Raw genomic sequence first — 19,455 nt, 5'->3', positions numbered from 1 at the left:
ACGACGGATCCGACGGACCGTCAGATACAGCTCCCCGCAGCGTGCCCGCATCCACCTGCCGAGCTGTCAGCCGTCCCCACACGGAAATCCCCCACCCCCCGAAAGGGAGCGATTCCCATGAGACGAACGCGTATCGGAGCAGGTGCGGCGCTGATGACCGGGGCCCTCGCGGTCACCGGACTGGCCTTGGCGCCCGCCGCTCTCGCCGTCGCCCCCGGCAGCGCCACGATCACCGCGGAGTGCGGCAGTTTCGGCGGCGGCGAGGCCACGCTCACCGCCACCCAGAACGGCACCGCCGCCACCCTCTCCGTCAACTCCTCCGCGATCACCGCGCCGATCGCGCTCGGAGAGGACTCGATCTCCTCGACACTCACCCTGGTGAAGGCGGGCGGCGGCACCGTCGACTTCACCGGCACGGAGAACCCGGCGATGGCCGCCGGCGACCCCGTGCAGGTCGGCCCGCTCAGCGGGACCGTCGCCTCCGGGGACAGCCTCCAGGCTTTCGGCGGCTCGCTCCGGATGACCGTCTTCGGCATCACCATCACCTGCACCGCGACCGGGCCGCAGTCACCGGGCCCGTTCGTGTTCGACTGATCCACACGTGAGGTACTGGGTCGCGTGACGTGACCGAGGCGCGGTCCCGGCGCCGCCGAGGCGCTACAGCGCGTCGGGGCCGCGCTCGCCCGTCCGTACCCTTACGACGGTCTCGACGGGCAGCGCCCAGACCTTGCCGTCGCCGATCTTGCCCGTGTGGGCGGCCTTCACGACGGCGTCGATGACGTCGTCCGCCGCCGCGTCCTCGACGACGACCTCGATCCGCACCTTCGGCACCAGATCGACCCGGTACTCCGCGCCGCGGTACACCTCGGTGTGGCCGCGCTGGCGGCCGTAGCCGCTCGCCTCGGTCACGGTCAGACCGTGCACACCGATCTCCTGGAGGGCGGCCTTGACCTCGTCGAGCCGGTAGGGCTTGACGATCGCGGTGATCAGCTTCATGCCTGCTTCTGACCTTCTGACCTTCTGGGCGGCGGGACGGGCGAGGTGAGGGACGCGGGGAGGGACGAGGTGCCCGGGGCGCCGTGGCCCGGGACCACGCGATCGTAGGCGCTCTCGGCACGCACCGGAAGGTCCGGGCCGGTGGCCGCCAGGGGCAGGGCCGGGTGCGGTCGGGCGCGTGTGCGGCCGGGCTCTGTGGATCAGGGAGAATGGGCGCCATGAGCGTTCGCAGCAAGTCATCCGAGCCGTCCGAGGCCCTCCACCGCGCCGGCTTCGCCTGCTTCGTGGGCCGCCCCAACGCGGGCAAGTCCACCCTCACGAACGCTCTGGTCGGCAAGAAGGTGGCGATCACCGCGAACCAGCCGCAGACGACGCGGCACACGGTACGGGGCATCGTGCACCGGCCCGACGCCCAGCTGATCCTGGTCGACACCCCCGGTCTGCACAAGCCGCGCACGCTGCTCGGTGAGCGGCTCAACGACGTGGTCCGCACCACCTGGGCCGAGGTCGACGTGATCGGCTTCTGTCTGCCGGCGAACGAGAAGCTCGGCCCCGGTGACCGCTTCATCGCGAAGGAACTCGCGTCGATCAAGAAGACGCCGAAGATCGCGATCGTCACGAAGACCGACCTCGTGGACGGCAAGACGCTCGCCGAACAGCTCATCGCGATCGACCAGCTCGGCAAGGAGCTGGGGTTCGAGTGGGCGGAGATCGTGCCGGTGTCGGCGGTCGGCGGCAAGCAGGTGGACCTGCTGGCCGATCTGCTCGTCCCGCTGCTGCCGGAGGGCCCCGCCCTCTACCCCGACGGCGAGCTGACCGACGAGCCCGAGCAGGTCATGATCGCCGAGCTCATCCGTGAGGCCGCCCTCGAAGGCGTCCGTGACGAGCTCCCCCACTCGATCGCCGTCGTGGTCGAGGAGATGCTCCCCCGCGAGGACCGCCCCGCCGACAAGCCCCTCCTCGACATCCACGCCTTCGTCTACATCGAGCGCCCCAGCCAGAAGGGCATCATCATCGGCCCCAAGGGCAAGCGCCTGAAGGACGTCGGCATCAAGTCCCGCAAGCAGATCGAGGCCCTGCTGGGGACGCCGGTCTTCCTGGACCTGCACGTCAAGGTCGCCAAGGACTGGCAGCGCGATCCCCGGCAGCTGCGGAAGCTGGGCTTCTGAGCTCGTCGGCTCCACTGCACACGGGTGCCTGACGAACCCGGCGTAGTGGAGCCCTCACCTGCCGTGCGGGCCACCGCTCGGCCGTGCGCACCTCCCCGTGGAAAAGCCCTACGGCACTGTCGGTCCCCCGGCGTACTCTGGAATCGCCAGGCCGCCCCTGGGGCGGAGGAGTCGTTTCGAGGAGGACGAGCAAGGCCTACGAGCCGGCCCATGACTCAGACACCCACAGCTCACACACCCGCGCAGGGGCAGGCGAGAGCACAGTTCACCGTCCCCGCCCAGCACCCCATGGTGACCGTGCTGGGGTCCGGCGACTCCCTGCTGCGCGTGATCGAGACGGCCTTCCCGGCGGCCGACATCCACGTCCGGGGCAATGAGATCAGCGCGGTCGGCGACGCCGCTGAAGTCGCTCTCATCCAGCGCCTGTTCGACGAGATGATGCTGGTGCTCCGCACCGGACAGCCGATGACGGAGGACGCAGTGGAACGCTCGATCGCCATGCTCAGAGCGAGTGAGAACGGGGAGGGACCGGAAGAGACCCCGGCCGAGGTTCTCACCCAGAACATCCTCTCCTCCCGCGGCCGTACGATCCGCCCGAAGACGCTCAACCAGAAGCGCTACGTCGACGCGATCGACAAGCACACGATCGTCTTCGGCATCGGCCCCGCCGGCACGGGCAAGACCTACCTCGCCATGGCCAAGGCGGTCCAGGCCCTGCAGTCCAAGCAGGTCAACCGCATCATCCTGACCCGGCCCGCGGTCGAGGCCGGCGAGCGGCTCGGCTTCCTGCCGGGGACGCTGTACGAGAAGATCGACCCGTACCTGCGGCCCCTGTACGACGCGCTGCACGACATGCTCGACCCGGACTCGATCCCGCGTCTGATGGCGGCGGGGACCATCGAGGTGGCCCCCCTGGCATACATGCGTGGCCGCACCCTGAACGACGCCTTCATCATTCTCGACGAGGCCCAGAACACCAGCCCCGAGCAGATGAAGATGTTCCTCACCCGCCTCGGCTTCGACTCGAAGATAGTCATCACCGGTGACGTGACCCAGGTCGACCTCCCGGACGGCACCAAGTCCGGTCTGCGGCAGGTGCAGGACATCCTGGAGGGCGTCCAGGACGTCCACTTCTCGCGGCTGTCGTCGCAGGATGTCGTCCGGCACAAGCTGGTCGGCCGTATCGTCGACGCGTACGAGAAGTTCGACAACAAGCACGGCACCCAGAACGGCACGCACAAGGGCCGTGGCGGCAGGGCCGGGCACAAGGGGAAGTAGAGACCACGCACGACCATGTCGATCGACGTCAACAACGAGTCCGGAACCGAGGTCGACGAGCAGGCGATCCTCGACATCGCCCGCTACGCGCTCGCGCGGATGCGCATCCACCCGCTCTCCGAGCTCTCGGTGATCGTCGTGGACGCCGACGCCATGGAGCAGCTCCATGTGCAGTGGATGGACCTGCCCGGCCCCACCGATGTCATGTCCTTCCCGATGGACGAGCTGCGTCCGCCGTCCAAGGACGACGAGGAGCCTCCGCAGGGGCTCCTCGGTGACATCGTGCTGTGCCCCGAAGTCGCCACCCGGCAGGGCGCGGAAGCGCCCACACAGCACTCCATGGACGAGGAGCTCCAGCTGCTCACCGTCCATGGCGTGCTGCATCTGCTCGGGTACGACCATGAGGAGCCGGACGAGAAGGCCGAGATGTTCGGTCTCCAGGCCGCGATCGTGGACGGCTGGCGTACGGAGAAGGGCCTGACCGGTCCCTCCCCGGCCCCGACCGTGTCATGAGCCTCCCCCTCGTCGCCGGCGCGATCGCCCTGGTGGTCGTCGCCTGGCTGGCCGCCTGCGCGGAGGCGGGTCTGGCGCGTGTCTCCAGCTTCCGGGCCGAGGAGGCCGTGCGCGGCGGGCGGCGCGGCAGTGAGAAGCTCGCGCTGGTCGCCGCGGATCCGACGCGCTATCTGAACGTGGCGCTGCTGGTGCGCGTGGCCTGCGAGATGGCCGCCGCCGCGCTCGTCACCTACGCGTGCCTGCGGGAGTTCGACAGCACGACCGAGGCGCTGCTGGTGGCCATAGCGGTCATGGTGCTGGTGTCGTACGTCGCCGTGGGGGTCTCGCCGCGCACCATCGGCCGGCAGCATCCGCTGAACACGGCGACGGCGGCGGCGTACGTGCTGCTGCCGCTCGCGCGGATCATGGGTCCGATCCCGCCGCTGCTGATCCTCATCGGCAACGCCCTCACCCCCGGCAAGGGCTTCCGCCGCGGCCCGTTCGCCTCCGAGGCCGAGCTGCGCGCGCTGGTCGACCTGGCCGAGAAGGAGTCACTGATCGAGGACGAGGAGCGCCGGATGGTGCACTCGGTCTTCGAGTTGGGCGACACGCTGGTGCGCGAGGTGATGGTCCCGCGCACCGACCTCGTCGTCATCGAGCGCTACAAGACCATCCGTCAGGCCCTCACGCTCGCCCTGCGCTCCGGGTTCTCGCGCATCCCGGTGGTCGGGGAGAGCGAGGACGACGTGGTCGGGATGGTGTATCTGAAGGATCTGGCCCGCAAGACGCACATCTCGCGGGACGCGGAGAGCGAGCTGGTCTCGACGGCGATGCGGCCGGCGTACTTCGTGCCGGACACCAAGAACGCCGGTGATCTGCTGCGCGAGATGCAGAAGGAACGCAACCACGTCGCCGTCGTCATCGACGAGTACGGCGGCACCGCGGGCATCGTCACCATCGAGGACATCCTCGAGGAGATCGTCGGCGAGATCACCGACGAGTACGACCGCGAGCTGCCGCCGGTCGAGGAGCTCGGCGAGGACCGCTACCGCGTCACCGCCCGCCTGGACATCACCGACCTCGGCGAGCTGTACGGCCTGGACGAGTACGACGACGAGGACGTGGAGACCGTCGGTGGTCTGCTGGCCAAGGCCCTCGGCCGGGTGCCGATCGCCGGGGCTTCGTCGGCGGTCGAACTGCCCGACGGCCGCAAGCTGCGGCTGACCGCGGAGGCGGCGGCCGGCCGCCGGAACAAGATCGTGACGGTGCTGGTCGAGCCGGTGGCCCCGGCGCCCCCGGCGGAGGGGCAGGAGGCGAAGCCGGAGTGAGCCCCGAGGAGCTGCGCGACCTCTGCCTGTCGTTCACGGCGGCCGTCGAGGACTTTCCCTTCAACCCGGACACCTCCGTCTTCAAGGTCGGGGGCAAGCTGTTCGCGCTGACCGACCTCGGAGCACGGCCCCTCACCGTCAACCTCAAGTGCGACCCCGAGGACGCGGTGCGGCTGCGCGGTGAGTACGAGGGGTTGATCGTGCCGGGCTATCACATGAACAAGCGGCACTGGAACACCGTCACGGTGGACGGGGAGCTCCCGGACGGGATGGTCCGGGAGCTCGTCGAGGACTCGTACGACCTTGTCGTGGCCGGGCTACCGAGAGCCGAGCGGCTGCGCCTCGACCGCCCCTGAGGCGGTGGTCCGCCGGGTGCGCAGGCCCAGGGCGATCAGGGCCGCGGCGGCCAGGACGATGGCCGCGTTCAGGGCGAGCACCGTGCGGGTGCCGGACAGCAGGTCGTCGGAGGTCGTCGCGAGGACGCCGAGCAGCGGGATGCCGACGGTGATGCCGACCTGCTGGGTGGAGGTGACCAGGCCGGTGGCCAGGCCCTGTTCCTCGTCGGGGACGCCGGAGGTGACGGTCAGGCCGTAGGAGATGATCGCGCCCAGGTGGAACATGCTCGCCAGCGAGACGGCGGCCGTGGCGAGCCAGACGGACCAGGTGTGCGCGTTCAGCAGGACCAGGGCCGCCACGAAGACGCCCTGTCCCGCGAGGGAGACGACCAGGGTGCGGCGGGCGCCGAGACGGCTGAGGACCCTCGGGGTGAGCGAACCGGCGACCACCGACAGGACGCCCTGGACGCCGAAGACCAGGCCCGTCTGCCAGGCCGACAGGTGCAGGATCTCCTGGAGGTAGAGGGTCAGGACGAAGACCACCGTCGACATCATCGAGAAGGTGACCAGACCGCCCAGGTTGCCCCAGGCCACCGTGCGGCGGCGCAGCATGGGCAGGGAGACCAGAGGTGCCGAGGTGCGGGACTCGACGATCGCGAAGGCCGTGAGGAGCGCGAGGCCCGCGATCAGGGTCACGATGACATCGGTGCGGCCGAAGCCGTGGTCGGCGGCCGTGGTCAGGGCGTAGATCAGGGAGAGCAGACCGCCGGTGACGGTGATCGCGCCGGGTATGTCGAGGTGCGGACGGTCGGGGGTTCGGGACTCGGGCAGCAGGCTGGGGGCGAGCGGCAGGACGACCAGCGCGAAGACCGCGAGCAGCCCCATGGTGGAGCGCCAGCCGAGCGCGTCGGTCAGGACGCCGCCCGCGACCACGCCGATGGTGAAGCCGAGGGACATCAGCGTCCCGGAGATGCCGAGGGCGCGGTCCCGGGCGGGGCCTTCGGCGAAGGTCGTCGTCAGCAGGGACATGCCCGTCGGGACGATGAGCGCGGCGCCGAGGCCCTGGAGGGCGCGTCCGGCGAGGAAGGACGCCGGGTCCCAGGCGAAGGTCGCGAGCACGGAGGCCGCGGCGAACAGGGCGAGGCCGGTGAGGAACAGCTTGCGACGGCCGTAGAGGTCGCCGATGCGGCCGAAGAGGAGCAGGAAGCCGCCGGACGGCAGCGCGAACGCCGTGACCGCCCATTGCAGCGCCGACTTGCTCATGCCGAGGTCGGTGCCGAGGACGGGGAGGGCGACGTTCAGGACGGAGAAGTCGAGCGCGACCATGAACTGGGCGGCGCACAGGACGAACAGGACGAGCTTGTCGCGTGTCGACATCCGGGGGGACCGGGGAGTGCCGAGCGGTGGGGTGGGTGCGGGAGTGGGAGTGGGAGTGGTGGAGTCGATCGCCATGGGCAAGAGCCTGCGGGCGCCGGAATAGCCGTGGGGAGCGGGAAGTTGTCCTGGTGGTGGCACCACCAGCCACCGGGATGAGGGGGATCCGTACGTGTCCGACGTGTCCGGGAGCACGCTGAAGAGTCATCGGCGGCGCGAGCTGCGCGAGTTTCTGATGAGCAGGCGGGCCCGGGTGACACCGGGCGAGGCGGGCCTGCCGGACGGCGGGGCGCGGCGCCGTACGCCGGGGTTGCGGCGCGAGGAGGTCGCGGTGCTGGCCGGGGTGGGCGCCTCCTGGTACCAGTGGCTGGAGCAGGGGCGGGACATCTCCGTGTCGCCGCAGGTGCTGGACTCGGTGGGCCGGGTGCTGCGGCTGAGCAACGCCGAGCGCCGGCATCTGTATCTGCTGGCCGGGTTGAATCCGCCGGCCCGTGAAGTGGCGCCCGAGAAGCGGGACATGTGCGACGGGCTGCGGCGGCTGATCGACGCGTGGATGCCGTATCCGGCGCACATCATGGACCGGTACTACAACGGGGTGCTGTACAACGACGCGGCGGCGACCGTGCTCGGTATCCGCCCCGACAGGCGGTGGAACTGCCTGATCGACTTCTTCACGGACCCGATGTACCGGTCGCGTTCGATGAGTTGGGAGCAGAACGCCCGTACGGTCGTGGCGCAGTTCCGCGCGCTGTGCTCGGCCTCCCCCGACGACGAGGGGTTCCAGGCCGTGCTGGCCGAGGCGAAGGCGTCGAGCCCGGAGTTCACCGAGCTGTGGGAGCGGCGGGACATCGAGGACGCCGGGCAGATCCGCAAGGAGCTGGACCATCCGCTGGTCGGGCTGCTGTGCCTGGAGTCGAGCGTGATGCAGATGCCGGTGCGGCCCGACCTGTCGATCGTGCTGCACACGCCGCTGGACGAGGCGAACACCGCGGCGAAGCTTCAGTGGCTGGCCTCGCCCGAGGGGCGGCGCGGGGCGATGTACCCCGTGGCCGGGTAGGCGGGGCGGCGCTACGTATGCTCGAGGTCATGACCGACAACAGCGCGCTGGACCCCGAGGACCGCAAGATCGTCACCCTGGCCCGTTCCGCGCGGGCCCGCAACGGCGTGCCCGAGGGTGCGGCCGTACGGGACGAGACCGGCCGTACGTATGTCGCCGGGACGGTCGCCCTGGACTCCTTGCAGCTGAGCGCGCTGCGCACCGCCGTGGCGATGGCGGTGGCGTCGGGGGCGAAGTCGCTGGAGGCGGCGGCGGTGGTGACGGAGGCCGAGGGCGCGTCGGCCGAGGACCGCGCGGCGGTACGGGACCTCGGCGGACCCGGGACGCCGGTGCTGGTGGCGGGGCCGGACGGCACGGTGCGTGCCACGGTGACGGCGGGCTGAGGCGGAGTCCGAGGCCACGGGCCGGGGCGGGCGGCCGAGGCCACGGGCCGAGGCGGACGGCTGAGGCTGGGGGCTGAGGTGAGGCGCCGGCGGCCCGCGTGGCCGTCGGGTTCAGGCCGGGGCCGCCGCCGTGATGTGGCTGAGCACGCACAGCCAGCGGCCCTCCCGGCGTACGAACACGTCGGTCGTCCACTCGTCGGCGTCGAAGCGCTCGCCCTTGTAGTGGGCGGTGTTCGTCACGCGTGCCGTGACCACGGCTGAGTCGCCGTGCAGCCGGATCCTGGGCTCGCCGGCCAGTTGGAAGGCCGAGTGGGTCAGGTCGCCGGACTCGACGAACTCGAGGAACTGCGCCCTGGTGGTGATGCCCGTCTCGGAGACGATGACCCATTCGTCGGCCATGAACTCGGCGATCCGGGCGGGGTCGTCGGAGACCATCGCCGCCGCCCAGTCGTGTGCGGTGTCGGCGAGCCGGGTCGCGTCAGCACTCGCATCGTCGCTCATGGCCGGATGGTAACCAGCCCGGGCCGAGGCTGCCCCCGGGGCGCGTCCGGGGTGCTTCCGGGCGCGTCCGGGGTGCTTCCGGGGGCGTCCGACGGGCGAGTGTCGGTGCCGGGTGTCACGCTGAGGTGACACCGGTCTGCGAAAGGGCATCGTCATGATCACCACAGCGCCCACCCCCGGCGCCCCCTGCTGGCTCGACCTCGGTGCCCCCGACGTCCCGGCCGCCGCGTCCTTCTACGGCGCGGTGCTCGGCTGGAGTTACGAGTCCATGGGCGAGGCGGAGGGCTTCGAGGGCGGGATGTTCAAGAAGGACGGCAAGACCGTCGCCGGACTGGGCAAGCTCACCGAGGAGGGCGCGCGCTCGGCGTGGATGATCTACTACCGGGTCACCGACGCGGACGCCACGACCCAGGCCGTGGAGCGTGCGGGCGGCACCGTGCGGGTGGCGCCGATGGACCTGGAGGACTGGGGCCGGATGGCGCAGTACAGCGACCCGCTGGGCGGGCAGTTCGCCGTCTGGCAGCCGGGCAAGGACACGGGCATCGAGCTGGCGGACGAGACGGGCTCGCTGTCCTGGACCGAGCTGTACACGAGCGACGCCGGGGCGGCGAAGGAGTTCTACGGCACGGTGTTCGGCTGGCAGTACGGCGACATGGAACTGCCGGGCGGCGGAGGCGCGTACACCCTCATCACGCCCGCCGGGCAGCCCGAGGAGCGTATGCAGGGCGGCCTGATGGAGCTGCCGAAGGAGAACCTCGCGCTGGCGAACGGACGGCCCTACTGGCATCCGGTCTTCAATGTCGACGACTGCGACGCAGCGGTCGCCAAGGTCACCGAGAACGGCGGCAGTGTGCAGATGGGTCCGGAGGACGCGCAAGGAGTGGGCCGGCTCGCCGTGTGCCTGGACCCGGCGAACGCGGACTTCGTCGTACTGACGCCGGAAACGTCAGGCTGACCGCGAGGGACTCCCGCCCCGGAGGGCCCCGGAAGGACGTCGCCCCGGCCGACCCGCAGGGCCGTCACGCCGACCGTCGGAACCCGATGGTCGGCACCGCCCGCCGCAGCGGCCAGGGTCTCCCCGCCTCCTGGGGCACCACGTCCGCGAGGAACGCGTACCGGCGCAGCGCCTCGGGGTGCTGCCGCTCCAGGGACTGCACCTTGCGCCACCAGGCGCCGATCTCGGCCCAGCCGGGGGCCGACAGCGAGCCGCCGAACTCCTGGACGGAGAGGGCCGCAGTGAGGCCGGCGAAGGCGAGGCGGTCGGCCAGGGGCCAGTCGGCGAGGGTGCCGGCGACGAACCCGGCCACGAAGACGTCCCCGGCGCCGGTCGGGTCCAGGGCCTCCACGGCGATCGCGGGGACCACGGCCGTCTCCCCGGTCCGCCCGTCCACCGCGTACGCGCCCTCCGCGCCGAGGGTGACCACCGCGACCGGGACGTGGGCGGTCAGGGCGTGGGCCGCCTCGCGGGGGTTCTCGGCACCGGTGTAGCGCATCGCCTCCTGCGCGTTCGGCAGGAAGGCCTCGCAGTGCTCCAGGTCCGCGAGGCCGGCCAGGTCCCAGGCGCCGGTGTCGTCCCAGCCGACGTCGGCGAAGATGCGGGTGCCCCTGCTCGCGGCCTGCGCGATCCAGGGTGCGCGGATGCCCGGCTCCAGGGAGGCCACGGCTGCGCGCGCGGTGGGCGGGCAGTCGGGGGCCGGTTCCTCGGGGGGCGGCTCATGGCCGTGGGAGACCATGGTGCGCTCGCCCTCGTAGGCCATGGAGACCGTGACCGGGGAGTGCCAGCCGGGCACGGTGCGCGACGGGGAGAGGTCGATGCCCTCGCCGTGCTCCAGGGCGTCCCAGCAGTACTCGCCGTAGTGGTCGTCGCCGAAGGCCGCCGCGAGCGAGGTCCGCAGGCCGAGGCGGGCCAGGGCCGTCGCCATGTTCGCCACGCCGCCGGGGCTCGACCCCATTCCGCGCGCCCAGGACTCGGTGCCGCGGACCGGGGCGGAGTCGAGGCCGGTGAAGATGATGTCGAGGAAGACCGTGCCCGTGAGATACACGTCCCAGGGCGGGTCGGCGGGTGTGCGCAGCGCGGCGAGCGGGTCGACCTGGGCCCGGCGATGGGGTCCGGGTGTCCTGGACGGCCCCTGGGGCGTGGGTCCCTTTCCGGTGGGCGCGGTGGGCGTGGTCACGGTGCGCTCCCTGACGTGGTGCTGATCTGGCCAGTGTGCACCAAGCCACCGACAACGCCACCGCACACCTACGACACCGTCGCCCTCCCGCCCGTGCCCCGTGTCGCGGGGGTCGCGGGCCGCTACCGGCGGGGCATGGGGGGCGTCACCCGGCCGGACTCACGGCTGCGCCCCCATGAGGTCGAGGCCGGTGGCGAGCAGGGTGCGCAGGTCGGCCAGGTCGGCTGCCGACCGATCGGTGAGCGGGGCGCGTACCGGGCCGACGAGGCGGCCACGCAGCCGGGCCGCCGCCCTCACCAGGAGCACGGCGTGTCCGGTGCTCGGTCGCGGATCTCGACGAGCGGTACGAAGAAGTCACGCAGCAGCTTGTCCGTGGTGCCGTGGTCGTCGTCGCGCAGGGCGGCGAAGAAGGCGTTCGCGATCTCGGGGGCGAAGGCGTGCACAGGAAGCCGCCACCGTTCCGATTACGATCGGCCCATGTCGCAGACAGGCGGCGTGCGTGAGGTGAAGTCCGCGGCGCGCACGGTCGAGTTGCTGGAAGTCCTCGCCGCGCGCGGCGACCGCCCGGCCCGCCTCCAGGAGCTGGCCGACGAGCTCCAGGTCCCGCGCAGCTCCATGTACGCACTGCTCCAGACCCTGATCTCCCGGGGCTGGGTCCGCACCGACGTCACCGGCTCGCTCTACGGCATCGGCATCCACGCCCTGCTCACCGGCACCACCTACCTGGACTCCGACCCACGCGTCCGCGTCGTACGCCCGTATCTCGACGAGGCGTCGCAGGCGCTGGGCGAGACGATCCACATGGGGCGCCTGGACGGCCGTGACGTGGCGTATCTGGCGACGCGCGAGTCCCACGAATACCTCAGGACGATCAGCCGCGTCGGCCGGCGCCTCCCGGCGCACGCGGGCGCCCTCGGCAAGGCACTGCTGGCCGAACGCCCCGACGACGACCTCCCCGAGGGTCCCTACCGCGCCCTGACCCCCAACTCCCGCACCACCCGGGACTCACTGACGGCGGACCTCGCCGAGGTGCGGGCGCGCGGCTACTCGATCGACCGCGAGGAGGCCGTCCTCGGCATCGTGGGCTTCGGTTTCGCCCTGCGCTACGACCATCCCGCCCAGGACGCGATCAGCTGCTCGGTGCCGGTCGCGCGGCTGTCGGCGCGGCACGAGGAGCGGATCGTCGCGGTGCTGCGGGAGATCAGGGCGAAGATCGAATCGACGGCTCCCGGCGGGGGCGGCTCGGTGCATTGGCGCAGGTGAGGGCGACTCTCCTACCCCTCTTCCCACACCCCAAACAGAACGTGCCGTAGATCACACCATCCCCACTTTTTCGCGCGTCCCCTCGCTTGATACAAATTGCCCGCGCGTTCCTGTCCGTCGACGGCCTGCGCCTCTCCCCCTTCTTGTGCCGCTCCTTTCGCATGCCCTGGGAACGCCCGTGTTCGCCCCCCGCACCACCCCCTGGCCCCTCGTCGCCCTTTTCACGGCCGGGTACCTCGCCCCGTATCTGCTGCCGACCATCGTCGGCCGGCTCGACTCCGGGCTTCCGCTCTCCCCCACCCAGGCGGGCGCCGTCGGCAGCGCGCTGCTGCTGAGCTCGGCGTCGGCCGGCTTTCTGCTGGCCTCGCGCGTCGAGCGGATCGGGGCGCGCGGACTGGCCCGGACCGGTCTCGCCCTCGCCCTGTTCGGCTACGGCGCGGCAGCCGTCACGCACCCCGTACCGGCCGTCGTCCTCGGCGTGCTCGTCGGCGGCTTCGGCTCCGGTACGGCCACCGCGGTCGCCGCCACCCGTATCGCCGGCCGCCCCGACCCGCACCGGACCACCACACTCGGTCTGCTCTGTGTCTCCGCGCTCGCGGGCGCCGTCTATCTGACGGTCCCCCACCTCGGCCCGGGCCACGGCCTGCCGCTCGCGGCGATCGCCCTGACCGCGCTCGCCGTATGGCCGGCGACGGCCCGACTGCCCGCGGCGACGCCCCTCGCCGGGCCCGGCCGGGACGGCAACCCCCGCCTCCCGCACCGCCGGCACGGCCTGACCCTCGCCGCCTGCATGCTGTTGTGGTCCCTCGCCCAGAACTCGCTGTGGGGAGTCAGCGGCCGGATCGGCCTGACGCAGGCGCATCTGACGGAGGCCACGGTCGGCGCGGTGTTCGCCGTGGCACTCGGCGCCGGGCTGCTCGGTGTCACCGGGGCGGGCGCGCTCGGCCCCCGCCTCGGGGTGGCCCTGCCCATCGGCGCCGGCACGGCCGTCATAGCGGCCTGCATCGTGCTCAGCGCCTCCGCCACCGACCTCGCGACCTTCGCGACCGGCGAGATCGCCTGGAACACGCTCTACCCGATCGTCCTGTCCTATGTCATCGGCCTCGCCGCCTCCCTCGACCCGCGCGGACGTTGGGCGGTACTCGTCGGCTCGGCGTCGTCGCTGGGCACTGCGGCGGGCCCGCTGACGGGGAGCCTGCTGTCGGCACAGGCCGGGTTCCCCGTCATGGGCGTGGTCCTGGCCGTCGGGCTGCTGGCCCTGGCCCTGCCGATGACGGCGGTGGCGCTGGGCCGCCGGCACGGGGCGAGCGTCGAGACCGGCGAGGGGGCGGAGACCGTCGAGGTCATGGAGGTCGTCGAGATCCCCCTGGACACCGCCGAAGCCACTCCGGCAGCCCCCGACCGGCTCGCCCCCGCCACCTGAACGGCCGACCGGGCGGCTACTCGAACTCGTAGGCCGCCACCTCGGCCAAGTACTGCGCCCGCAGCTCCTCGTCGTCCTCCAGGAAGGAGGCGAGGAAGGAGTTGCGGGCCAGCTCCCGCAGCCGTTCGTCGGTCAGCCCGAGGGCGCGGCGCACGGCGTCGAAGTTGTCGCCGGCGTACCCGCCGAAGTAGGCCGGGTCGTCGGAGTTGACCGTGCACATCAGCCCGGCGTCGAGCATCGCGGGCAGCGGGTGCCCGGCGAGGGTGTCGACGGTGCGCAGCCGGACGTTCGACAGCGGACACAGTGTCAGCGGCACCCGCTCCCGCACGAGTCGCTCGACCAGCGCCGGATCCTCCACGCACCTGAGCCCGTGGTCGACCCGCTCGACACCGAGGACGTCGAGAGCCTCGGTGATGTAGGCGGGCGGCCCCTCCTCGCCCGCGTGGGCGACGCGGCGCAGGCCGAGGGCGGCGGCGGCCTCGTAGACCTCGCGGAACTTCACCGGCGGGTGGCCGACCTCGGCCGAGTCGAGGCCTACGCCGGTGATCCGGTCGAGGTAGGGCTCGGCGGCCCGCAGGGTGTCCATGGCGGACTCGGCGGAGTCGTCCCGCAAGAAGCACATGATGAGCCGCGTGGAGACACCGTGCTCCGCCGCGCTGTTCCCCAGCGCCCACCACAGCCCCTCGACGACCGTGCCCAGCTCCAGCCCACGCTTGGTGTGCGCCTGCGGGTCGAAGAAGATCTCCGCGTGCCGCACCCCCTGGGCGGCGGCATGGGCGAGATAGGCGTTCGCGAGGTCCGCGAAATCCTGCTCGGTGCGCAGCACGGCCATGAGCTCGTAGTACAGGTTCAGGAAGGACTGGAGATCCTCGAACTGGTAGGCCGTGCGCAGCTCGTCGGTGTCGGCGTACGGCAGCTCGACACCGTTGCGCGCGGCCAGTTCGAAAGCAAGCTCGGGCTCAAGGGTGCCTTCGATATGGAGGTGCAGCTCTGCTTTGGGGAGGGACATCAAAGCATCGTACGGCGGTGTCACCGACGTTTCGGTAGCGGCACCCGCAGCAGATCATGTGCGACCGTCAGCTCTCCGTCGAACCCGGCGTCCCGCGCCTGCCGCTCGAAGTCGTCCGGTTCGGTGTAGCGCTGGCTGAAGTGCGTGAGCACGAGATGCCGTACGCCGCAGTCGAGCGCGACCCGGGCGGCCTGACCGGCGGTCAGATGGCCGTGCTCGGTGGCGAGGGCGGCGTCCTCGTCCAGGAACGTCGACTCGATGACGAGCATGTCGCAGCCGTCGGCGAGGGTGAACACCCCGTCGCACAGCCGGGTGTCCATCACGAACGCGAACCGCTGTCCGCGCCGGACCTCGCTCACCTCGTCCAGCGAGACCCCGCCGAGCACCCCTTCGCGCTGGATCCGGCCGACGTCCGGCCCCTGGATTCCGTGCGCGACGAGCCGTTCGGGCAGCATGCGGCGCCCGTCGGGCTCGACGAGGCGGTAGCCGTACGACTCGACGGGGTGGGACAGTCGGGCTGCTTCGAGCGTGTAGCCACCGGTGTCGACGAGCACGCCGTCGGCGTCGACCGGCTCCTCGGTGAGGGCGACCGTCTCCCGGTAGGCGGTGGCGTGGCGCAGCCGGTCGAAGAAGCGCTTCCCGGAGAGCGGGTAGTGGGCGACGACGGGATGCGGGACCTTGTCGAGGTTGATCCGCTGGATGACTCCGGCGAGTCCCAGCGAGTGGTCGCCATGGAAATGCGTGACACAGATCCGGTTCAGGTCGTGCGCGGCGACGCCGGCACGCAGCATCTGGCGCTGGGTGCCCTCGCCGGGATCGAAGAGGATGCCCTCGCCGTCCCACCGCAGCAGATACCCGTTGTGGTTGCGATGCCGGGTCGGGACCTGGCTCGCGGTCCCGAGGACGACCAGTTCACGTACGGACACGGCGACTTCGGCCTAGCCGGGGGGCCACTGGAGGCCACGGCCGCCGAGGACGTGGGCGTGCGTGTGGAAGACGGTCTGGCCGGCTCCGGCACCGGTGTTGAAGACGATGCGGTAGCTCTCCAGCTTGTCCTCGTCGGCGACGGCCCGGGCCTCGCACAGGACGTCCGCGGCGAGCGCCGGGTCGGCGGCGGCGAGCGCGGCGGCGTCGGCGTAGTGCGCCTTGGGGATGACCAGGACGTGAGTGGGTGCCTGGGGGTTGATGTCCCGGAACGCGACGGTCGTCTCCGTCTCCCGCACGATCGTCGCCGGGACATGGCCCTCGACGATTTTGCAGAACAGGCAGTCGTCCTGCGGCTCCCCTGCCATTTTCCCTCCGAGGGTCGGGCGGCGTGCTTACGTGGGCATCGTATCGTCGTCCGCTGCCGGTGCCCGGGGGTGATCGCGCCCACGCGGCGAGGCCGCACATCCATACCGCCCCGCCCCTTCGTCAGGTGGGCAGCCCCGGCGGTGTTTTGGCGGGCCGTTCCTCCAGTGCGGCCAGCGCGAGGCGGATCGCCTCGTCCAGTTGGGCGTCCCTGCCCGCCGCCCAGTCCTGCGGGCGTTGCGGCACTTCCACGTCCGGGTCGACTCCGTAGTTCTCCACGTCCCAGCCCTGACCCTCCAGCCAGATGGCGTACTTCGGCTGGGTGATCAGGGTGCCGTCGACCAGGCGGTAGCGGCTGTCGATGCCGATGACGCCGCCCCAGGTGCGGGTGCCGACGACCGGACCCAGCCCCAGCGCCTTGATCGCGGCGTTGACGATGTCCCCGTCGGAACCGGAGAACTCGTTGGCCACCGCCACCACGGGCCCGCGGGGCGCGTCCACCGGATAGCTGTACGGCCGCATGCCGCGCGGCAGTTCCCAGCCGACGATGCGTCGGGCGAGTTTCTCCACGACCAGCTGCGAGGTGTGGCCGCCGCCGTTCTCCCGGACGTCGACGACGAGGCCCTCCCGGGCCACCTCGACCCGCAGGTCACGGTGGATCTGGGCCCAGCCGGGCGCCTGCATGTCGGGGACGTGCAGATAGCCGAGCCGGCCCGCGGACCTGTCGTGGACGTACGCCCGGCGGTCCGCGACCCACGCGTGGTAGCGCAGGGGCTGTTCGTCGGCGATCGGCACGACGACCGCGTGCCGCACGTCCCCGCCGCCCGCCGGTGAGATGGTCAGCTCCACCGCCTTGCCCGCCGTGCCGACGAGCAGCGGACCGGGCCCGGTCACCGGGTCCACCGGCACCCCGGCCACCGCCACGATCGCGTCCCCGGCCCGCACGGCGACGCCGGGCGCGGCGAGCGGCGCCCGGGCGTCCGGGTCGGAGGTCTCCGAGGGCAGGATGCGGTCGATCCGCCAACTGCCGTCCTGGTGGCGGGAGATGTCGGCGCCGAGCAGGCCCTGCCGGGGGCCGCCCCCGTATCCGCCGCGCGGGGCGACGTAGGCGTGCGAGGTGCCCAGCTCGCCCTGGACCTCCCAGAGCAGGTCCATCAGGTCGTCGTGGGTGGCGACCCGGTCGAGGAGGGGGCGGTAGCGGTCCAGTACGCCGGTCCAGTCGACGCCGTTCAGGTCGGGACGCCAGAAGTGGTCCCGCATGATGCGGCCGGTCTCCTCGAACATCTGCCGCCACTCCGCCGACGGGTCGACCGTCTGCCGTACGCGCGTGAGGTCCACGGTGATGTTGGAGTCGCTGTCCTCGTCGCCGGATGCCCGCCGGTCGCTGGGGACGACCTTGAGCCGGCCGTCGGTCCACAGCAGCACTCGCTTGCCGTCGCCGCTGACCTCGAAGTGGTCGGCGTCGTCGGCGAGATGCTCGACGCGCCGCTGGACGAGGTCGTAGCGCTCCAGCTCGGTCTTCGGCTCGGGGTCGTCGGGGGTGGCCCGGGAGGCGCCGAGGGCGCCGCGCACGGGGTGCCGCAGCCACAGCACACCGTCCTTCGCGGCCCGCAGTCCGGTGTAGCGGGCCGCCTCCACCGGGAACGGCACGATCCGGTCGGCGAGCCCTTCGAGGTCGATGCGGGTGGTCGGGGTGCCCTCGCTGTCGGGAGTCTCGTCCTTGTCCGGCGCGTCGAAGGGGCGGCCGTGCCGCTGCGGGCCGAAGGGGGACGGGGTGGTCGCCGCGAGCGTGATCAGGTGGGGGCGGGAGCCGACCACGAAGGCGAGGTCGAAGACATGCTCGTCGTAGACGGGGTCGAACGCGCGCGTCGAGAGGAAGACGAGGTGCTTGCCGTCCTGGGTGAACGCGGGCGCGTAGTCCTGGAAGCGCAGCGGTGTCGCCTCGGACACCGACAGGTCGGTGGTGTTGGCGAGCTTGAGCTGGGCCAGCGGGCGCGGGCCGGGGTGCGACCAGGCGAGCCAGGCCGAGTCGGGCGAGAAGACCAGCCCTGAGACGTCGCCGTCCTCGCTGCGGTCGACCTCGCGCACCTCGCCGGTCTCCCGCTCGACGAGCAGCAGCCGTCCGTCGTGCGCGGCGACCGCGGCCCGGCTTCCGTCGGGCGCCACGGCGAGCTCCAGCACCCGCCCGAGCTGCCCGGCGGCCAGCCTGCGCGGGCTGGCGCCGGGGGCCGGCCCGGTCGCCGGGGCGAACTCCAGCGCGTCGTCGCCCTCCGCGTCCGTCACCCACACCACCCAGTCCTCGCCGTCCGCCCGGAAGGTGCGCGGCCGGCGGGCCCGTACGCCGGGCCGGGCGGCGAGTGCGCGGGCGGGCCCGGACCGGTGGGTGATCCAGTGCACGGCACCGCGGACGACGACCGCGCTGCCGCGCGCGGTGTGGTCGGGGGCGGCCGAACCGAACCAGCGGGCGGCGCTCACCTGGTACGGCTGCCGGTCGGTGCGCTGACCGCCGAGCCGGATGTCGAGCCGGCGCGGCTCGGCCCCGTCGAGGTCGTCGAGCAGCCACAGCTCACCGGCCCGGGCGTGCACGACCCGGGTGCCGTCGCTCGCGGCGTGCCGGGCGTAGAAGGTGTCGAGGGGGGTGTGCCGTCGCAGGTCGGAGCCGTCGGCGAGGGAGGAGTACACCGCCCCGACGCCTTCGTGGTCGCAGAGGAAGGCGATCCGCTCCCCCGCCCACACGGGGTACTCGATGTTCCCGTCGAGGTCCTCGTGCAGCCGTACGAAGTCGCCCTCGCCCTGACGGTCGATCCACAACTTGCCCGCCGTACCGCCCCGGTAGCGTTTCCAGCGTGCCGCCTCCAGTCCCATGGGCGCGGAGGCGAGGACCAGGTGCGGGCCGTGCACGACATCGGCGACGGGCCCGTACGGCAGGACGGTCGCCGGACCGCCGTCCAGCGGCACCGTGTGCGCCCAGGTGCGGCGGCTGCCGGCCTGGCCGTGGCTGCTGATCGCGAGGACCCGGCCGTCGGGGGTCCAGCCCCGCACCCGGGTCTGTCCGCTGCCCCAGTGGGTGAGACGGGTGGAGGGCCCGCCGTCGACCGGCGCGATGTGCACCTCGGGGGCGCCGTCCCGGGTGGAGGTCCAGGCGACCGTCGTCCCGTCGGGCGAGATGCGCGGCAGGCTGACCGGCACGTTGTCGGCGCTGACCCGCCAGGCACGGCCGCCGTCGAGCGGGGCGAGCCACACGTCGTCCTCGGCGGTGAAGGCGACCAGGTCGCCGTGCAGATGCGGATACCGGAGGTACGAAGACGATCCGGACGTCGCGGACTGAGTCACCCGATCACCATAAGCAGGGGCGGCGTCCGGGAACAGGGCTTTGGATCACT

Annotated in this window: 19 protein-coding genes and 1 pseudogene; 11 read left to right on the top strand and 9 right to left on the bottom strand. The window is 72.0% G+C overall.

The annotated features are described in order from the left end of the window. Window positions 1–117 precede the first annotated feature (117 nt). The gene (locus ACHBTE_RS14005) at window positions 118–594 is read left to right on the top strand and encodes a hypothetical protein (protein ID WP_394724085.1); all 477 of its coding nucleotides are present in this window, start codon (window positions 118–120) and stop codon (window positions 592–594) included. A gap of 63 nt (window positions 595–657) precedes the next feature. Here the strand turns inward: ACHBTE_RS14005 and ACHBTE_RS14000 are convergent, their stop codons facing one another. Then, a complete protein-coding gene (locus tag ACHBTE_RS14000) occupies window positions 658–996 on the bottom strand; it encodes a P-II family nitrogen regulator (RefSeq protein WP_394724084.1) in 339 nt (112 codons plus the stop codon). Window positions 997–1,205: 209 nt separating this feature from the next. Here ACHBTE_RS14000 and era point away from each other — a divergent pair, with 209 nt between their 5' ends. From era to ACHBTE_RS13975, 5 genes are all read left to right on the top strand, one after another. Further along, on the top strand, window positions 1,206–2,165 hold the full coding sequence (gene era / locus ACHBTE_RS13995) for a GTPase Era (protein ID WP_394724083.1): 960 nt from the start codon (window positions 1,206–1,208) through the stop codon (window positions 2,163–2,165). Between the two features lie 210 nt (window positions 2,166–2,375). Further along, a complete protein-coding gene (locus ACHBTE_RS13990; protein WP_394724082.1) occupies window positions 2,376–3,443 on the top strand; it encodes a PhoH family protein in 1,068 nt (355 codons plus the stop codon). Window positions 3,444–3,458: 15 nt separating this feature from the next. Beyond that, window positions 3,459–3,956, top strand: coding sequence for an rRNA maturation RNase YbeY (gene ybeY, locus ACHBTE_RS13985; protein WP_394724081.1), 498 nt, complete (start codon window positions 3,459–3,461; stop codon window positions 3,954–3,956). Next, entirely contained in the window at window positions 3,953–5,263 is a 1,311-nt protein-coding gene (locus tag ACHBTE_RS13980; protein ID WP_394724080.1) for a hemolysin family protein, read from the top strand. Before ybeY ends, ACHBTE_RS13980 begins: the two co-directional genes overlap by 4 nt. After that, window positions 5,260–5,619, top strand: coding sequence for an MmcQ/YjbR family DNA-binding protein (locus ACHBTE_RS13975; RefSeq protein ID WP_394724079.1), 360 nt, complete (start codon window positions 5,260–5,262; stop codon window positions 5,617–5,619). Before ACHBTE_RS13980 ends, ACHBTE_RS13975 begins: the two co-directional genes overlap by 4 nt. Here ACHBTE_RS13975 and ACHBTE_RS13970 read toward each other — a convergent pair. After that, window positions 5,581–7,050, bottom strand: coding sequence for an MFS transporter (locus tag ACHBTE_RS13970; RefSeq protein ID WP_394724078.1), 1,470 nt, complete (start codon window positions 7,048–7,050; stop codon window positions 5,581–5,583). The two genes, ACHBTE_RS13975 and ACHBTE_RS13970, sit on opposite strands and share 39 nt — an antisense overlap. 157 nt (window positions 7,051–7,207) lie before the next feature. Between ACHBTE_RS13970 and ACHBTE_RS13965 the strand changes: the two genes are divergently transcribed. Beyond that, a complete protein-coding gene (locus ACHBTE_RS13965; protein ID WP_394724176.1) occupies window positions 7,208–8,029 on the top strand; it encodes a helix-turn-helix transcriptional regulator in 822 nt (273 codons plus the stop codon). A gap of 29 nt (window positions 8,030–8,058) precedes the next feature. Next, the gene (locus tag ACHBTE_RS13960; protein ID WP_394724077.1) at window positions 8,059–8,412 is read left to right on the top strand and encodes a cytidine deaminase; all 354 of its coding nucleotides are present in this window, start codon (window positions 8,059–8,061) and stop codon (window positions 8,410–8,412) included. Between the two features lie 111 nt (window positions 8,413–8,523). Here ACHBTE_RS13960 and ACHBTE_RS13955 read toward each other — a convergent pair whose 3' ends face one another. Beyond that, window positions 8,524–8,913, bottom strand: coding sequence for a nuclear transport factor 2 family protein (locus tag ACHBTE_RS13955; RefSeq protein WP_394724076.1), 390 nt, complete (start codon window positions 8,911–8,913; stop codon window positions 8,524–8,526). A gap of 154 nt (window positions 8,914–9,067) precedes the next feature. Here ACHBTE_RS13955 and ACHBTE_RS13950 point away from each other — a divergent pair, with 154 nt between their 5' ends. Then, complete coding sequence (locus tag ACHBTE_RS13950) at window positions 9,068–9,868, top strand: VOC family protein (protein ID WP_394724075.1); 801 nt, start codon at window positions 9,068–9,070, stop codon at window positions 9,866–9,868. A 64-nt stretch (window positions 9,869–9,932) separates the two neighbouring features. Here the strand turns inward: ACHBTE_RS13950 and ACHBTE_RS13945 are convergent, their stop codons facing one another. Further along, window positions 9,933–11,087 carry a carbohydrate kinase family protein gene (locus ACHBTE_RS13945; RefSeq protein WP_394724074.1) on the bottom strand — a complete coding sequence of 385 codons (1,155 nt, stop codon included), beginning with the start codon at window positions 11,085–11,087 and terminating at the stop codon, window positions 9,933–9,935. Between the two features lie 159 nt (window positions 11,088–11,246). Beyond that, a pseudogene (locus ACHBTE_RS13940) lies at window positions 11,247–11,530 on the bottom strand (5-dehydro-4-deoxyglucarate dehydratase); the annotation flags it as partial. Between the two features lie 34 nt (window positions 11,531–11,564). Here ACHBTE_RS13940 and ACHBTE_RS13935 point away from each other — a divergent pair. Beyond that, window positions 11,565–12,350, top strand: a complete 786-nt coding sequence (locus tag ACHBTE_RS13935) for an IclR family transcriptional regulator (RefSeq protein ID WP_394724073.1) — start codon at window positions 11,565–11,567, stop codon at window positions 12,348–12,350. Between the two features lie 178 nt (window positions 12,351–12,528). Continuing rightward, complete coding sequence (locus ACHBTE_RS13930; protein ID WP_394724072.1) at window positions 12,529–13,773, top strand: MFS transporter; 1,245 nt, start codon at window positions 12,529–12,531, stop codon at window positions 13,771–13,773. A gap of 16 nt (window positions 13,774–13,789) precedes the next feature. Here ACHBTE_RS13930 and ACHBTE_RS13925 read toward each other — a convergent pair whose 3' ends face one another. The 4 genes from ACHBTE_RS13925 to ACHBTE_RS13910 form a co-directional block, all read right to left on the bottom strand. Continuing rightward, window positions 13,790–14,782 (bottom strand): adenosine deaminase, encoded by a 993-nt coding sequence (locus tag ACHBTE_RS13925; protein ID WP_394724071.1) that lies wholly within the window; start codon window positions 14,780–14,782, stop codon window positions 13,790–13,792. A 20-nt stretch (window positions 14,783–14,802) separates the two neighbouring features. Next, window positions 14,803–15,708, bottom strand: coding sequence for a ribonuclease Z (locus tag ACHBTE_RS13920; RefSeq protein ID WP_394724070.1), 906 nt, complete (start codon window positions 15,706–15,708; stop codon window positions 14,803–14,805). 12 nt (window positions 15,709–15,720) lie between these two features. Next, window positions 15,721–16,074, bottom strand: coding sequence for an HIT domain-containing protein (locus ACHBTE_RS13915; protein WP_394724069.1), 354 nt, complete (start codon window positions 16,072–16,074; stop codon window positions 15,721–15,723). A 121-nt stretch (window positions 16,075–16,195) separates the two neighbouring features. Next, on the bottom strand, window positions 16,196–19,405 hold the full coding sequence (locus tag ACHBTE_RS13910) for a S41 family peptidase (RefSeq protein WP_394724068.1): 3,210 nt from the start codon (window positions 19,403–19,405) through the stop codon (window positions 16,196–16,198). Window positions 19,406–19,455 lie beyond the last annotated feature (50 nt).

The sequence above is a fragment of the Streptomyces sp. M41 genome (assembly GCF_043673425.1).
Lineage (GTDB): Bacteria > Actinomycetota > Actinomycetes > Streptomycetales > Streptomycetaceae > Streptomyces.
The sequence above is the reverse complement of the archived record's forward strand: the minus strand, read 5'-3'. Positions and strand labels throughout refer to the sequence as shown.

Excerpts from the sequence above, each read along its gene's own strand:
- ACHBTE_RS13925 (WP_394724071.1), bottom strand. The coding sequence starts at position 14,782 with ATGTCCCTCCCCAAAGCAGAGCTGCACCTCCATATCGAAGGCACCCTT.
- ACHBTE_RS14000 (WP_394724084.1), bottom strand. The coding sequence starts at position 996 with ATGAAGCTGATCACCGCGATCGTCAAGCCCTACCGGCTCGACGAGGTC.
- ybeY (WP_394724081.1), top strand. The coding sequence starts at position 3,459 with ATGTCGATCGACGTCAACAACGAGTCCGGAACCGAGGTCGACGAGCAG.
- ACHBTE_RS13970 (WP_394724078.1), bottom strand. The coding sequence starts at position 7,050 with ATGGCGATCGACTCCACCACTCCCACTCCCACTCCCGCACCCACCCCA.
- ACHBTE_RS13915 (WP_394724069.1), bottom strand. The coding sequence starts at position 16,074 with ATGGCAGGGGAGCCGCAGGACGACTGCCTGTTCTGCAAAATCGTCGAG.
- ACHBTE_RS13990 (WP_394724082.1), top strand. The coding sequence starts at position 2,376 with ATGACTCAGACACCCACAGCTCACACACCCGCGCAGGGGCAGGCGAGA.
- ACHBTE_RS13935 (WP_394724073.1), top strand. The coding sequence starts at position 11,565 with ATGTCGCAGACAGGCGGCGTGCGTGAGGTGAAGTCCGCGGCGCGCACG.
- ACHBTE_RS13955 (WP_394724076.1), bottom strand. The coding sequence starts at position 8,913 with ATGAGCGACGATGCGAGTGCTGACGCGACCCGGCTCGCCGACACCGCA.
- ACHBTE_RS13950 (WP_394724075.1), top strand. The coding sequence starts at position 9,068 with ATGATCACCACAGCGCCCACCCCCGGCGCCCCCTGCTGGCTCGACCTC.
- ACHBTE_RS14005 (WP_394724085.1), top strand. The coding sequence starts at position 118 with ATGAGACGAACGCGTATCGGAGCAGGTGCGGCGCTGATGACCGGGGCC.
- ACHBTE_RS13965 (WP_394724176.1), top strand. The coding sequence starts at position 7,208 with ATGAGCAGGCGGGCCCGGGTGACACCGGGCGAGGCGGGCCTGCCGGAC.
- ACHBTE_RS13980 (WP_394724080.1), top strand. The coding sequence starts at position 3,953 with ATGAGCCTCCCCCTCGTCGCCGGCGCGATCGCCCTGGTGGTCGTCGCC.
- ACHBTE_RS13960 (WP_394724077.1), top strand. The coding sequence starts at position 8,059 with ATGACCGACAACAGCGCGCTGGACCCCGAGGACCGCAAGATCGTCACC.
- era (WP_394724083.1), top strand. The coding sequence starts at position 1,206 with ATGGGCGCCATGAGCGTTCGCAGCAAGTCATCCGAGCCGTCCGAGGCC.